Source organism: Streptomyces sp. NBC_00009, assembly GCF_045040855.1.
GTDB classification, from domain to species: domain Bacteria; phylum Actinomycetota; class Actinomycetes; order Streptomycetales; family Streptomycetaceae; genus Streptomyces; species Streptomyces aureus.
Window position 1 is genome coordinate 7,765,108 of sequence record NZ_CP108312.1, and the last position, 13,694, is coordinate 7,778,801.

The 13,694-nt window shown below is 70.1% G+C and carries 13 protein-coding genes and 2 pseudogenes; 8 read left to right on the forward strand and 7 right to left on the reverse strand.

All coding sequences use genetic code 11. From position 1 onward, the window contains the following. Positions 1-16 precede the first annotated feature (16 nt). The 3 genes from OHA58_RS35185 (at position 17) to OHA58_RS35195 (ending at position 3,400) form a co-directional block, all read left to right on the forward strand. Complete coding sequence (locus tag OHA58_RS35185; protein WP_405483756.1) at positions 17-613, forward strand: TetR/AcrR family transcriptional regulator; 597 nt, start codon at positions 17-19, stop codon at positions 611-613. A 223-nt stretch (positions 614-836) separates the two neighbouring features. After that, positions 837-2,108 carry an SLC13 family permease gene (locus tag OHA58_RS35190; protein WP_405483757.1) on the forward strand — a complete coding sequence of 424 codons (1,272 nt, stop codon included), beginning with the start codon at positions 837-839 and terminating at the stop codon, positions 2,106-2,108. A gap of 53 nt (positions 2,109-2,161) precedes the next feature. Further along, on the forward strand, positions 2,162-3,400 hold the full coding sequence (locus tag OHA58_RS35195) for a CaiB/BaiF CoA transferase family protein (protein ID WP_405483758.1): 1,239 nt from the start codon (positions 2,162-2,164) through the stop codon (positions 3,398-3,400). On the opposite strand, the gene OHA58_RS35200 is transcribed toward OHA58_RS35195, so the two are convergent. Continuing rightward, on the reverse strand, positions 3,348-3,995 hold the full coding sequence (locus OHA58_RS35200) for a CatB-related O-acetyltransferase (protein WP_405483759.1): 648 nt from the start codon (positions 3,993-3,995) through the stop codon (positions 3,348-3,350). The genes OHA58_RS35195 and OHA58_RS35200 overlap by 53 nt on opposite strands. Positions 3,996-4,046: 51 nt before the next feature. Further along, complete coding sequence (locus tag OHA58_RS35205) at positions 4,047-4,277, reverse strand: peptidoglycan-binding protein (protein WP_405483760.1); 231 nt, start codon at positions 4,275-4,277, stop codon at positions 4,047-4,049. On the opposite strand from OHA58_RS35205, the gene OHA58_RS35210 reads away from it, so the two are divergent. The 3 genes from OHA58_RS35210 to lpdA all read left to right on the forward strand — a co-directional run bounded on the left by OHA58_RS35210 (position 4,252) and on the right by lpdA (position 8,741). Then, positions 4,252-4,767: a hypothetical protein gene (locus tag OHA58_RS35210; RefSeq protein ID WP_405485440.1), complete on the forward strand. Its 516-nt coding sequence runs from the start codon at positions 4,252-4,254 to the stop codon at positions 4,765-4,767. The genes OHA58_RS35205 and OHA58_RS35210 overlap by 26 nt on opposite strands. A 340-nt stretch (positions 4,768-5,107) precedes the next feature. Next, on the forward strand, positions 5,108-7,168 hold the full coding sequence (locus OHA58_RS35215) for a restriction endonuclease (protein WP_405485337.1): 2,061 nt from the start codon (positions 5,108-5,110) through the stop codon (positions 7,166-7,168). Between the two features lie 163 nt (positions 7,169-7,331). Then, entirely contained in the window at positions 7,332-8,741 is a 1,410-nt protein-coding gene (lpdA, locus tag OHA58_RS35220; RefSeq protein WP_405483761.1) for a dihydrolipoyl dehydrogenase, read from the forward strand. A 69-nt stretch (positions 8,742-8,810) separates the two neighbouring features. On the opposite strand, the gene OHA58_RS35225 is transcribed toward lpdA, so the two are convergent. The 5 genes from OHA58_RS35225 to OHA58_RS35245 form a co-directional block, all read right to left on the reverse strand. After that, complete coding sequence (locus tag OHA58_RS35225) at positions 8,811-9,230, reverse strand: molybdopterin-binding protein (RefSeq protein WP_405483762.1); 420 nt, start codon at positions 9,228-9,230, stop codon at positions 8,811-8,813. 176 nt (positions 9,231-9,406) lie between these two features. Then, positions 9,407-10,498, reverse strand: coding sequence for an ABC transporter ATP-binding protein (locus tag OHA58_RS35230; protein ID WP_405483763.1), 1,092 nt, complete (start codon positions 10,496-10,498; stop codon positions 9,407-9,409). 61 nt (positions 10,499-10,559) lie between these two features. Next, positions 10,560-11,441 carry a molybdate ABC transporter permease subunit gene (gene modB, locus OHA58_RS35235; RefSeq protein ID WP_405483764.1) on the reverse strand — a complete coding sequence of 294 codons (882 nt, stop codon included), beginning with the start codon at positions 11,439-11,441 and terminating at the stop codon, positions 10,560-10,562. After that, complete coding sequence (gene modA, locus OHA58_RS35240; protein ID WP_405483765.1) at positions 11,438-12,274, reverse strand: molybdate ABC transporter substrate-binding protein; 837 nt, start codon at positions 12,272-12,274, stop codon at positions 11,438-11,440. Before modA ends, modB begins: the two co-directional genes overlap by 4 nt. 71 nt (positions 12,275-12,345) lie before the next feature. Continuing rightward, positions 12,346-12,732 carry a molybdopterin-binding protein gene (locus OHA58_RS35245; RefSeq protein WP_405483766.1) on the reverse strand — a complete coding sequence of 129 codons (387 nt, stop codon included), beginning with the start codon at positions 12,730-12,732 and terminating at the stop codon, positions 12,346-12,348. Between the two features lie 148 nt (positions 12,733-12,880). On the opposite strand from OHA58_RS35245, the pseudogene OHA58_RS35250 reads away from it, so the two are divergent. After that, a pseudogene (locus tag OHA58_RS35250) lies at positions 12,881-13,350 on the forward strand (molybdopterin-dependent oxidoreductase). Positions 13,351-13,467: 117 nt separating this feature from the next. Then, positions 13,468-13,611 (forward strand): annotated as a pseudogene (locus OHA58_RS35255) (NAD(P)-dependent oxidoreductase); the annotation flags it as partial. Positions 13,612-13,694 lie beyond the last annotated feature (83 nt).

Genomic DNA, 13,694 nt, shown 5'->3' on the forward strand with positions numbered 1-13,694 from the left:
GACGTGGAAGGCAGCGATGGCTGAGGACAGAAGGACCAGGCGCACGCGGCGCGCCCTGGCGGACGCGTTGGTGGAACTCGTCCTGGAGCGCGGCTTCAGCGCGCTGAGCGTGGAGGACATCACGGAGCGCGCCGACGTCGCCCGCGCCACCTTCTACAGCCACTTCAAGGACAAGGACGCCCTGTTCGCGCGGGTGACCGCCGACCTCCTCGACGAACTCGGCCGGCGCCTCGCCCCGTCTGTCGCTGGGAGCGCGGTGGGCTTCACGGGGAAGCCCCTCCTGGAGATGCTCCGCCACGCGCGCGACGAGCGTGACCTGTACCGGATCGTGCTGCGAGGGGAGGGAGACGGAAAGCCGCTCCGGATGTTCACGGACGTGTGCGCCGCGAACACCGCGCAGGAGTTCCGCGCCCGCGCCGAACGCAACGACGTGAAGCCGCGCATCGATTCGGAACTGCTCGCCCGCGTCTGGGTCGGGGAGCAGGTCGCCGTGCTGCGGTGGTGGGCCGAGAGCGAGACGCCCCCCGCGCCCGCCGAGGAGGTCGTGCGGATGCTGCTCGACCTCGCACTGCGCGGCCGTTACTGGGCGAGCGGTTTCGACGTGCCCGAGTGACCCCGGCGCCGCACGGCGCACCCCCGCGCGGAGACCCTCGTCGGCCCCGCCACCTCCCGAGGTGGCGGGGCCGACTGCTGCCCCGGAGGCGGCGCTTCTCCTCTGCTCTTCCCTGCCCCTCCCTCTTGAGTGGCGACGGCACCTTGACCTACATTGCTGGTCTCATCGCAAGATACTGAACAACTTGTCCGGTATTGAAGAGCTGCCCACGGGAAGAGCCCGCATGTCCGTGCCAGAGGTGTTGTCCATCGTCCTGCTCGTCTCCGCGTTCGGCCTCGCGATGTGGCGCGACGTCAACGTGGGTCTCGTCGTGCTGCCCGCGGCGTTCGTGATGTCGGCGATCGCCGGCATCCCCAAGGAGGAAGTGCTCGCAGGGTTCCCCGCAGACCTCGTCGTCCTGATCCTCGGCGTGATGTACATGTTCGGCCACGCCCAGCGCAGCGGGGCCATCGACCGCCTCGTCCATCTCATGTTCGGTCTGTCCCGAGGACGCGACTGGTTCCTGCCCTGGAGCATGTTCCTGGTCGCGGCGGCTCTGAGCGCCATCGGGACGCTGCCCAGCGCGACGGTCGCCGTCGTGCTCCCGATGGCGATGCGCATCGCCCGTATCAGGGGGATCGACCCCGTCCTCATGGCCGTCGTGGCGTGCGGCGGAGCCGGTGTCGGAGGGTTCTCGCCGCTGTCGCCGTGGGGCGCGCTCGTCAAGGAACTCGCCGGGAAGCTCGATGCCGCCTACTCGCCCGCGATGCTGTTCGCCGGGCTCGCGGCACTCAATCTGGTCCTGGCGCTGATCGCCTTCTTCGCCCTGGGCGGCGTGCGGCTGGTGCGTGACTCCCGGGTGCGCAGGGCCGCCGCGCAAGAGGGCGAGGTGCCGGTCCTGCGAGGCGCCGCGCCGGCCACCCCGTACGAGACCGGGTCGCTGATCGGCCTGGGCGTGTTCGTGATCGCGGTACTGGGATTCGGGGTGTCCGTGAGTTTCGTGGCGTTCCTGACCGGCCTCATCCTCCAGCTGGTCTTCCGGCCCGACACGCGGCGTGTGGTCGCCGAACTCCCCTGGTCCGTCGTTCTGTTGACCAGCGGCATCATGGTGTATGTCGGCGTGCTGGAGCGGACGGGCACGCTCAAGGCACTCTCGGGACACCTCGGAGGCATCGACAGCACCCTCCTGGCAGTCCTCGCCGTCTCCTACCTTGCGGCGCTCTTCGCGACGGTCGAGTCCTCCACGGTCGCCGTGCTCGGCGTAGTCGTCCCGCTGGCCGCCGCGGTGCTGCCGCACGCGGACCGGTCGCAGTTCACCGTGCTGCTTATCGCCGTGTGCGCCACGATCGGCGCCGTGGCGATCAGCCCCCTCCACCTGGGCGGCGGCCTGATTCTGGCCAACACCGAGGAGGCGGACACGCCGCGCGTCTTCCGGCGGCTGATGGCCTGGTCCGTCGCCGCGGCGCTGGTACTGCCCCCGGCCCTTCTCGTCCTTCCGCTGGCGACGGGCCTGTGACCCGACGCCGGCGCGTCACATTCCCCAACCCTCCACCAAGGAGCTGCAAAATCATGGCAGTTGAAAAACAGGACCCGGAAACGGCCGAGCAGGCCGAGCCCGTCAGCGATGCGCACGGTGGACCGCCGGACTGGTCCTTGTTGACCGGCAAGCGCGTGCTCGACCTGTCGCGGCTGCTGCCGGGGCCGTACGCCACCTCGATGCTCGCCGACGTGGGCGCGGATGTCATCAAGATCGAGGAGCCCGACGGCGGGGATCCCGCGCGTTCGGCCCCCGCACTGTTCGAGGCTCTCAACCGCAACAAGCGCTCCGTCACCCTCGACCTCCGCGACGACACGCACCGGGCCGAGTTCCTGCGCCTCGTCGGCACCGCCGACGCGGTGGTGGAGAGCTTCCGCCCCGGCGTCCTCGACCGGCTCGGCCTCTCCTATCCCGTCCTGCGCGAGGCGAACCCGCGCATCGTCCTGTGCTCCCTCAGCGGATACGGCCAGACGGGACCGTACGCGAACAGGCCCGGCCACGAACTGAACTTCCTCGGCCTGTCCGGGTTCTTCACCGTCCCCGGGCGCATCGACGGGGAGATCACCCGGCCGGGCGTGCGGGTGGGTGACATGGCGGGCGCGATGCACGCGGCGTTCGCACTGACCGTGGCAATCGCGGGCGCGGCCGCCACGGGACAGGGGCAGCACATCGACGTCTCCCTCACCGAATCGATCGCCGGCTGGTGCGCCCTGTTCGCGCTGCCCCTGGCCGATGCCGGGGATCCGCTGAAGAGTGGGCTCGTGCAGGGCGACAACGACGTCTTCCGCACGGCCGACGGACGGCTGCTCTCGCTCGCCACGTTCGAGGACAAGTTCTGGCGGGAGCTCCGCACCGCGCTGGGTACGGAGTTCCCCGGCCTGGACACGGACGCGTACGACCGTCGGCCCGCCCGTACGGCCGCCAAGGAGAAGGTCCACGACCTGCTGACCGCGGTGTTCGCCGCCCACGACTACGCGTGGTGGGAGCGCACGCTGACCGGGATCGGCGCGCCATGGGCACCCGTGTTCACCGCGGCCCAACAGCTCCTCGACGACCCGCATCTGACGGCGAGAAACCTGTTCTCCCAGGCCTCCGGTCCGGCGCCGCAGGCGCGCTTCCCGGTCCGCTTCGGGTCCGGCCTGGACACCTTCCGCACGTCGGCACCCGAACTGGGCGCGCACACACGGGAGGTGCTGGAAGCGATGCCCGCCGCCCCGGTCACCGCAGCTTCGGGGCCGCGGCCTCCAGCGCGTCCACGGAGCCGGACATGACGGTGCGCACGTGCTCGGTGAGGTGCTCGGTGGGCCAGTCCCACCACGCGAGGGTGAGCAGGCGCTCGACGTCCTCGTCGGAGTAGCGGCGGCGGATGAGCTTGGCCGGGTTGCCGCCGACGATCCCGTAGTCGGGCACGTCGTCGACGACCACGGAACCCGAGGCGATGATCGCCCCGTGTCCGATGCGCACGCCGGGCATCACCGTGGTGCGGTAGCCGAACCACACGTCGTTCCCGACCACCGTGTCGCCCCTGCCGGGCAGCCCGCTGATGAGGTCGAAGTGGTCCGCCCACGAACCGCCCATGATGGGGAAGGGGAACGTCGACGGGCCGTCCATACGGTGGTTGGCGCCGTTCATGATGAACCGCACGCCCTCACCGAGCGCGCAGAACTTCCCGATGACCAGCTTCTCCGGCCCGTAGTGGTACAGCACGTTGCGCGTCTCGAAAGCGGTCGGGTCGTCCGGATCGTCGTAGTACGAGAACTCACCGACCTCGATCAACGGCGACGTCACCAGTGGCTTGAGCAGCACGACCCGCGACTGCCCCGGCATCGGGTGAAGCACGGTCGGATCGGCGGGCACGAATGACATGACGGGTCAACTTCCTCACGTGGTAAGGGACGACGATGGCTGGCCATGCTCTCAGCCGCGCCGGGTCTCCGACTCCAGCGCGGCCCGCGTCTCGGGACCGTACACACCGGCGTCCTCGTCGATGCCGCGGGCCACCTGATAGCGGTGGACCGCGTCCGCGACATCGGTCGAGTAACTGCCGTCGACCGGCCCCGTGTACAAGTTGAGTTGGGTCAGCCGTCGTTGGAGGTCTTTGACCTGACCGCCGTGGCTGCCCGTGGACAGGACTCGGGCGCCGGACACCGGGCGGGCGGCGGAAGACGCCGTGGGTGCGGGCGCGGAAGGCGTCGCGGCGGAGGATTTCGCCGAGGCGGACGCGGGTGCGGTCGCCGAGGCCGACGCCGTTCCGGAGGCCGCCGACGACGACGGGCTGAGGGAGCGGGTCGCGTGCGCGCCGCCGTTCTCGGGAGAAGAGGCCGCCGACCGCGACAAGACGGATCCGGACGGCGCGGGCATGGCGGAATCGTCCGCCGCCGACACCGTCTGGCTCGGGGCGCTCCCGGAGCTGAAGGCGCCACTGGCCACGGCGATGACGGCGGCCGCCCCGACACCCAACACCGCGGTCCCGACGATCACCCACTGGCGCTGGAGGCGCGCCGGTGGCCGACGACCACGACCGGCGGCGACGACATGCTCCGAAGCCCGGACCGGCACGCCCTCGACGGCCGGCCCGTCGCCGACCGGCCCCTCGAAGAGCCGCAGATCCTCCTGGGCCACCGTCCCGGCGGACTGACCGGGCGGGGCCACCTGCCCGAACACCGGGTTCGCCGACGCCGCCGGTGCGGACGTCGCGCAGCCGCACGCCGGCTGCTGATGGGCAATCGGTTCAGACCCGCACAAGGGGCAAAGCTGTGCACTCACGTGAATGGCCCCTCCTCCGGGCGGCCACAGCATATGCCGACGATCAGTTGCAGTCCGACTCACGTGCTTGCCCGACCGGCACCTGACCGGTGGAGCCCCGCTGCGGTCGGCCTTGACGAGTGGATATGCGAAATGGGTATCGCTCGATACAGTCGTCCCTTTACAACTGGTTGTGGGGACAACCGGAGCGCCTTGGGGAGGGCCTGCAACACATGAGTCGACGCTCCAGTGGCTCGGTCGGCGTCTGGGCCGAAATGCAGCGGCAACAGCAGCGCCAGATGGAGGCCGAAGCCAGACGACAGAGGCAGGAAGCGCAACAAGCACGTGCCTATCAACGGCGAGCGATCCAGAACCACCGCGAGTACCGGCAGGCGGAGGCCCTGCGCCGCACTGAGGAACTGGACGCTCAAGTCACGTCGCTGCAGGGCCTTCTCGCCTCGGGTTGTCAGGCTCCGCCTTTCAGGACTCCCTCTCTCATGCGCCCTGAGGATGTCCAGCCCTTCGCTCCAGGCCCCTTGGCGCAGCCCGTGCCCATGCCGGACTTCAATCACTACCGAACACAGAGCGGGTGGACTGCCACTCGGCGGGCCCAGGCGCAGGCCGAGGCTCGGGCGCATTTCGAGAGGGACTGGCAGTCGGCCCAGGCGGCGGAGGCTCAACGGCAGCAACAGCTGGCGTCGTACCAGCGGGAGTACCAGCAGTGGGCCGATGCCCAACTGGCCGATGTGCGCCGGCACAACGCAGGCATCGAAGAACTGACCGATGCAGTCAGGCGCCGCGAACCCGACTCCGTGGTCGAGTACTTCTCCGCCGCTCTTTACGCCTCGACCGCATGGCCGGAGGGTTTCCCGCGTCAGGTGGCAGCCGCGTACGACTCGGCGGCTCGCCAGTTGGTGCTGGACTGGGAGCTGCCCGCCTACACCGTCGTCCCCGAGGTCAAGTCCGTTCGGTACATGTCCGGGTTGGACCAGGACAAGGAGACGGCCCGCCCAGTAGGCCAACGTCGGGCTCTGTACCGGGAAGTTCTCGCGCAGTGCATGCTGCTCGTCCTGCACGAACTCTTCGCCGCGGACGAGATGGGCGCGCTCGAGGCGGTGACCTTGAACGGGTTCGTGGACGGGCACGACCCCACGACGGGCCGACCGGGCCACATCTACCTGGCAACCGTCATGACGTCGGGCGCAGCGTTCCGCGACCTGTACCTGGCCCAGGTGGACGCCGGCAGCTGCCTGTCCGACGCATTACGTGGGCAACTCTCCGCCCGCCCCGATCAGCTCACGCCGGTACGGCCCGGTCGCCGGCCGCAGGAGGTCGGAAACCGCGTCGTCATGCATGGCAGTGACGAGGAACCCGACCTGTACGACATGGATCCGATCGCCTTCGAGGATCTCGTTGCCGAGCTCTTCCGGGCCATGGGTATGCAGGCGGTCACCACTCAACGTTCGAACGACGGAGGGGTGGACGTCGACGCTCTGGATCCGACACCGATCCGGGGCGGCAAAATCGTCGTGCAGGTGAAGCGCTACCGCAACACGGTGCCGCCCACCGCCGTCCGCGACTTGTACGGAACCGTGCAGGACGCCGGCGCCAACAAGGGCGTCCTCGTGACGACATCAGGGTTCGGCCCGGGCTCGCACACCTTCGCCAACGGCAAGCCGCTGGAACTGATCTCCGGCACCGAACTCGTCGACCTGTTGCATCGGCACGGGCTACGAGGGCGCCTGGGCGATGGTGCCCGCCGCCCGGCAGCGCAGCCGACTCCGACGGTTGTGGACTTTCGACTGCCCGACGACTACAACATCCTGGGCATGTCGTGGACCGGAGGCGTCGCCCTGGATGTGTGTGCTCTCGTCTGCCGTGGCAGCAGCATCCTCAGTGACGATCACTTCGTCTTCTACAACAACCCGCACACAGCGGACGGCTCCGTACGCGTTCTGCCCCCGACCGCACCGGACAAGGCCGCCATCTGCGTCTCCTTCGACGAGTTGCCGGATGAGGCCGACCGGTTCGTGCTCGTCGCCGCGATCGACCCGGAGGTGAATCCGGACGCCGACCTCTCCGGCTTCACGGACGCCTGCATCCGCCTGCTCGACCCGAGGCTGGCCGACCTGGGACGGCTTGAGGTCTCCGACGGCCGCCCGGGCGAAACCGCCTTGGTGCTCGGTTCCTTCCGCCGCAGACCGAACGGGGACTGGGACTTCGTCCTGGGCGGCAAGGGCTACGCGGGGGGCCTGGAGCAGCTCGTTCAGGACTTCGGCATCGAGGTGGAGTAGATGAAGCGCAGCCCGTGCCGGGGCTGAGCTTCGCCCGGGGGCGTGACGGCTCGGAGACCCGGGAGGCGCTGGCGTTGCGTATCCTCGCGGACCGGGCGTGCGGACGTACCGTCGTGCACGCCAGCGCCAGACTCGAGTCTCACCGAAACGGCAGGAACGCTCCATGAGTACCACGCACTACGACGTCGTCGTCCTGGGTGCCGGGCCCGGTGGCTACACCGCGGCCGTGCGCGCCACCCAGCTGGGCCTTCGTACCGCGGTCGTCGAGGGGAAGTACTGGGGCGGTGTCTGCCTGAACGTGGGCTGTATCCCGTCCAAGGCGCTCCTGCGCAACGCCGAACTCGCGCACATCTTCACGCAGCAGGCCTCGACCTTCGGCATCCACGTCGACGGACAGGTCAGCTTCGACTACGGCGAGGCCTACCGGCGCAGCCGCAAGGTCGCCGACGGCCGGGTCGCCGGCGTGCACTACCTGATGAAGAAGAACGGCATCACCGAGTACGACGGCCGCGGCACGTTCACCGACGACCACACACTCCGGATCGACCTCACGGCCGGTGGCACTGAGACCGTCACCTTCGGGAACTGCATCATCGCGACCGGCGCCACCACCCGCCTCCTACCGGGCACCGCCCTCAGCGACCGCGTGGTCACCTACGAGGAGCAGATCCTCTCCGAGACGCTCCCCGAGTCCATCGTCATCGCCGGCGCCGGAGCGATCGGCGTCGAGTTCGCGTACGTCCTGCACAACTACGGTGTCAAGGTGACCGTCGTCGAGTTCCTGGACCGCATGGTGCCGACCGAGGACGCCGACGTGTCCAAGGAACTCTCCCGCCAGTACCGGAAGTTGGGCATCGAGGTGCACACCGGGACGCGGGTGGAATCCATCGACGACAGCGATCCCGCGGCCAAGGTGCGCGTCACCGTCTCCAAGGACGGGCAGCAGCGCGTGATCGAGGCCGACAAGGTCCTCCAGGCGATCGGCTTCGCGCCTCGCACCACCGGATACGGGCTCGAGAACACCGGCGTACGGCTCACCGAGCGCGGCGCGATCGACGTCGACGGCCGCGGCCGCACCAACGTGCCCCACCTGTACGCGATCGGCGACGTCACCGCGAAGCTGATGCTGGCGCACGCGGCGGAGGCCATGGCCGTGATCGCCGCCGAGACGATCGGCGGCGCGGAGACCATGGAGGTCGACTTCACGATGATCCCGCGCGCCACCTACTGCCAGCCGCAGATCGCCAGCTTCGGGTGGACCGAGGCGCAGGCCCGCGAGCTCGGCTTCGACGTGAAGGTGGCGAAGTTCCCGTTCTCCGCGAACGGAAAGGCCCACGGCCTCGGTGAGCCGACGGGCTTCGTCAAGGTCATCAGCGACAACCGGTACGGCGAACTGCTCGGCGCCCACCTCATCGGCCCCGAAGTCACCGAACTGCTCCCGGAGTTGACGCTGGCTCAGCAGTGGGACCTGACCGTCCACGAGGTGGCCCGCAACGTGCACGCCCACCCGACGCTCGGCGAGGCGGTGAAGGAGGCGGTGCACGGGCTGGCCGGACACATGATCAATATGTGACGGTCGTCCGGGCGGCGCCCCCTCTGCTGGCCACGCTTCCTCGGTCAGGTACCGATCGACGCCCGACCGTCACGCGGTCGCGAGCGAGACCTCGGTCGACTTGATCAGGGCCACGACGGAGGTACCGGGGGCCAGGCCCAGGTCGGTGACGGCGTCCTTGGTGATGGCGGACGTCAGTTCGCCGCCCGGGACGCTGACCTTGACGGAGGCCATGGCGCCGCCCGTGGCGATGTCGTCGACCGTTCCGGCGAGCTGGTTGCGGATGGACAGCCCCTCGACCGTGCCGGTGGTGAGGGAGACCTCCGTGGACTTGACCAGGGCGCGTACGGCGGATCCCTCGGTGAGGCCGAGGTCCTTGACGGCATCCAGGGTGATCGCCGCGGTGATGTCCTGGCCGCCGTCGAGGCGGACCTTGACCGTCGCCATGGCCTCACCCGCGGTGATGCCAGTAACGCTGCCGGGAAGCTGATTGCGGATGCTCAGGCTCATGCGGAACGCCTCACAGAAAAAGTATGGAATGTCAGGCTTTGCGCCTGCGTAGGCATCACCGTAGTCGGGTTGGGTGCGGCTGCGGGTGAGGCCCGTCGCATCTGCAAGGCGAGGGGACGTGAGTGCATGGCAGGTCCGAGGCGCCCACTTTGACAGGGGCGCTCGGGGGTGCGGCGTCAGGCGGGGTACGCGTGCGTCTGCGTCGCCTTGACCGTGGCCCAGACCGGCGCGCCCGGGTGCAGGTTCAGCTCCGCGGCGGCGACCGTCGTGAGGTCGGCGGCGAGCGCGAGTTCACCCGTGAGGTCCGCGCGGATCTGATCCCCGTGCGTCTCGAGACCGGCGACCTGACACCGCCACAGATTCCGGGCGCTGGTGCCGGTGGGCCGGTCCCGGTACAGGGTCACGGCGATCGGCGGGAACGCCACGAAGGCGGGTCCCGACAGCTCCTCGCTGGTCGCGATGTCCGGCCCGGAGCCGACCCGCACCACGTGCCCGTCGGCCTGCCCCTTGTAGAGGTTGAGGCCGACCAGCTGGGCGATGTAGTCCGTACGCGGATGACGGGCGATGTCGGCCGGGGCGCCCTCCTGGACGACGCGGCCGTGCTCGATGACGACGAGCCGGTCGGCGAGCACCATCGCGTCCAGCGGGTCGTGTGTGACCAGTACGGCGACGGCCTCGAAGTCAGCCAGGTGGCGCCGGAGTTGGGCGCGTACGTCGAGACGGGTGCGCGCGTCGAGTGCGGCGAGCGGCTCGTCGAGGAGCAGCAGCCGGGGATGCGTGGCCAGGGCGCGGGCCACGGCGACGCGCTGCGCCTGGCCGCCGGACAGCCGGCGCGGCTTGGCGCCGTGGTGGTCGGCGAGGCCCATGCGGTCCAGCCACTTCGCGGCCTGTTCACGCGCCTCGGCCTTGGACACGCCGTGGCAGCGCGGGCCGAAGGCGACGTTGTCCAGGGCGCTCAGGTGCGGGAAGAGGAGGTAGTCCTGGAAGACCACGCCGACCGGCCGGGACTCGGGCGCTATGCGGTCCAACGCAGCGCCGTCCAGGTGCAGATGACCGCCCGTCAGAGGCGTGAGCCCGGCCAGGGCGCGCAGGGCTGTGGTCTTGCCGGCGCCGTTCGGACCGAGCAGCGCGACCACGTCGCCGGGGGCGGCACGCAGCGCGACGTCGAGGCGGAAGGTGCCGCGGTCGACGACGAGGTGGGCGTCCAGGCCGTCGGCGCGGACGTCGTCGGCAGGGACGCCACCGGTGACGTGGTCGATGTGCGTCATGAGGCGGTCATCCGGTGGTCGGACGGTCCGGCGAGGACCGTGTGGGGGAGGGCGGGGCCGGTCATGACGCCGTCATCCAGCGGTCCCGCAGCCCCGCGAGGACCGCGATCGACACGGCGAGCAGCACCAGGCTGAGGGCGATCGCGGCGGCCGGGTCGTTCTGGAGCGCCAGGTACACGGCCAGCGGCATGGTCTGCGTACGGCCGGGGAAGTTGCCCGCGAACGTGATGGTCGCGCCGAACTCGCCGAGCGCGCGCGCCCAGGCAAGCACGGCACCCGCGGCGATACCCGGCATGATCAGCGGCAGTGTCACCCTGCGGAACGCCGTGAAGCGGGAGGCGCCCAGCGTCGTGGCGGCCTCCTCGAACCGCGGATCGGCGGCCCGCAGCGTGCCCTCCACGCTGATGACGAGGAACGGCATCGCCACGAACGACTCCGCGACCACGACCCCCGCCGTGGTGAACGGCAGCGTGATCCCGAACCACGAGTCCAGCAACTGCCCGACGACGCCGTTGCGTCCGAGGGCCAGCAGCAGGGCCACACCGCCCACCACCGGTGGCAGTACGAGCGGCAGCGTCACCAGTGCCCGGACGAAGCCGCGCCCGGGGAATTCCGTGCGCGCGAGCAGCCAGGCCAGCGGCACCCCCAGGACCAGGCTCACCGCCGTGGCCGCCGTCGCGCAGATCAGCGACAGCTGGAGGGCCTGCCAGACCTCCGGACTGGTCAGCTGCTCCGGCAGGCTGCGCCAAGGGGCCCGTACGAGCAGGGCGACCAGGGGCAGCAGCAGGAACGCGAGGCCGACGAGGGCGGGCACCAGAAGCGGCAGAGGCACCCCGCGGCCCCGGGCGTGCGGCCGGGCACGCCGACGCCGCGGCCCGGCCCCACGGGTGTCGCCACCCGTGAGGACCTCGGCCGCGGCGCCGGACTTGTCGAGCTCGGTCACGGCTTGAGGAACCCTGCCGCCGTCAGGACCTTCTGGCCCTCGGGGGACTGCACGAGCGCGATGAACTCCTTCGCCGCCTCTGCGTTGGGCGCGTCCTTCAGGAGAGCGATCGGGTAGTCGTTGATGGCGTTCGCGGACTCGGGGAACCCGACGCCCTCCACCTTGCTGCCCGCGGCCTCCACGTCGGTCTTGTAGACGACGGCGGCATCGGCCTCCTTCAACTCCACCTTCGTCAGGGCGCTCTTGACGTCCTGCTCGTACGAGACCGGGGTGAGCTTCAGCTTGCCGGCGTCCAGCGCCTTCTGCGCGGCGGCGCCACACGGCACCGTCTTGTCGCAGAGCACGACCTTGAGGCCGGACTCGGTGAGGTCCTTGAGGGAGGCGACCTTGTCGGGGTTGCCCGGCAGGGTCGCGATCTCCAGCTGGTTGCGCACGAACGTCGACGGGGCGGTGGCTGTGCCCTTCCCGTCCTTCTTGTCCGTCACGATCGCCATCGTCTTGGGGCTGGCGGCGGCGAACACGTCGGCCGGCGCGCCACCGGTGATGCTCGCGGCGAGGGTGTCACTGCCGCCGAAGCTGAACGTCACCTTCGTACCTGGGTGGGCCTTCTCGAAGTCCTTGCCCAGGGTCGTGAAGCTCTCCTTGAGCGAGGCCGCCGCGAAGACGGTCACCGTGCCCGTGACCTTCTTGGCGGAGTCCTTGGACGCCGAGGAGGAGCCCTTCTTGGACGACGAGTCCGAGCCGGAGGAGCAGGCGCTCAGCGCCAGCAGCGCGGCGACGCCTACGCCGGTCACCTGCACGGTCCGGCGGGTCCGGCGCGCGTAACGGGTCATCACGGGGTTACTCCCTAGGGCTCTCTTGAGAAGAATCGGGCTGATTCTCCGCGAAGCGTCCGGCGGACACTTCAAGGACGTTCGACGACCACGTTGGTCGATTTGATCACGGCGACGGCAGGCACACCGGGTTCCAGCTCCATCTCCTCGGCCGACTCCCGGCTGACCATGGACACGACCCGGAAGGGCCCGGCCTGGATCTCCACCTGCGCCGACACGTCCCCGAGGATCACCTCGGTGACGATGCCGGAAAGGCGGTTGCGCGCCGAGGATCCGTTGTTCGTCCGCTCGGTGCGGTGCAGCTGTCGGGCGAAGGACGCCAGGTCCGCCCCGGGGATGATCCGGCGGCCCAGCTCGTCACGCTCGGCATGCAGCCTCCCGCCGTCGACCCAGCGCCGAAGGGTGTCGGCGCTGACGCCCATCAAGGCGGCCGCCTCCCCGATCCGGTAGGTGCGCATGCACGGATCATACTGCCGCAGATGCTAGGGGGAAGTCTCTTGTTGCATCGCATGAGCTGGATCATGTGCGGACGGGGGTAGGCATGTGCGTTTGTATGAGAGTGCTGCGGCCGCGGGCCGGGTACGGTCATTCGGGAGGTGGTAGTCCGTGCGTCAATCCCTTACGGCCGCCGATCCGGTGGCAGAGCTCGCCCTGACCGGCGATGTCGCGCGCCCGGCCCGGCTGACGGTGCCCGATCTGCTCGACTGGCCCCAGCACACGGCCCGGGTCAGCTTCGAGTGCGCCACCAGCGGCGTCCAGGAGCACAGCTTCGCGGGCCCGCTGCTGCACGACGTCCTGCATGACGCCGGGCCCGGCTTCGACCCCGTCCGCCGCAAGGACCGGCTGCGGTTCCTGATCGCGGTGACCGGAGCGGACGGCCATCACGCCCTGCTGTCCTGGGCGGAGATCGACCCGGACTTCGGGCGGCCCCCGTCCTGCTCGCCGTCACCATCGACGACACGCCCCTCGACCGGGCCGGAGCCCAGCTCGTCCTGCCCCAGGACCGCTGCGGGGCGCGGCACATCAGCGGCATCAACGCGATCCGCGTGGACGGCGGCTACGCGTCGTGGGCGTGACACGGCGGGAGCACCAACGGCACACCGGACCCCCGACCGCCCGGCACGACCGTGAGTCCGTCCTGGCCGAGGCGCTCTTGAAGGTGGCGCGCGAGGCGGGCGTGCGGGACGCGCGACCGGGCCCTGCGCAGCGGCCGGTTGGCGGGATACGCGGGCGATGTCCGGTACCCGCAGCCCGCGCCGGCGGACCACCCCTGGCGGACGATGCCGCATCACGGCATGACCCCGCACATCTCCGGATCCTCGCTGTCCGCGAGGGCGGTGCGCCGGCCGGCGCGGGCGCGCACTCCTAGTTCACGGCGACCGGTGACTCCTGAGGCTGATGAGGCGGCCGCCGCCCGCAG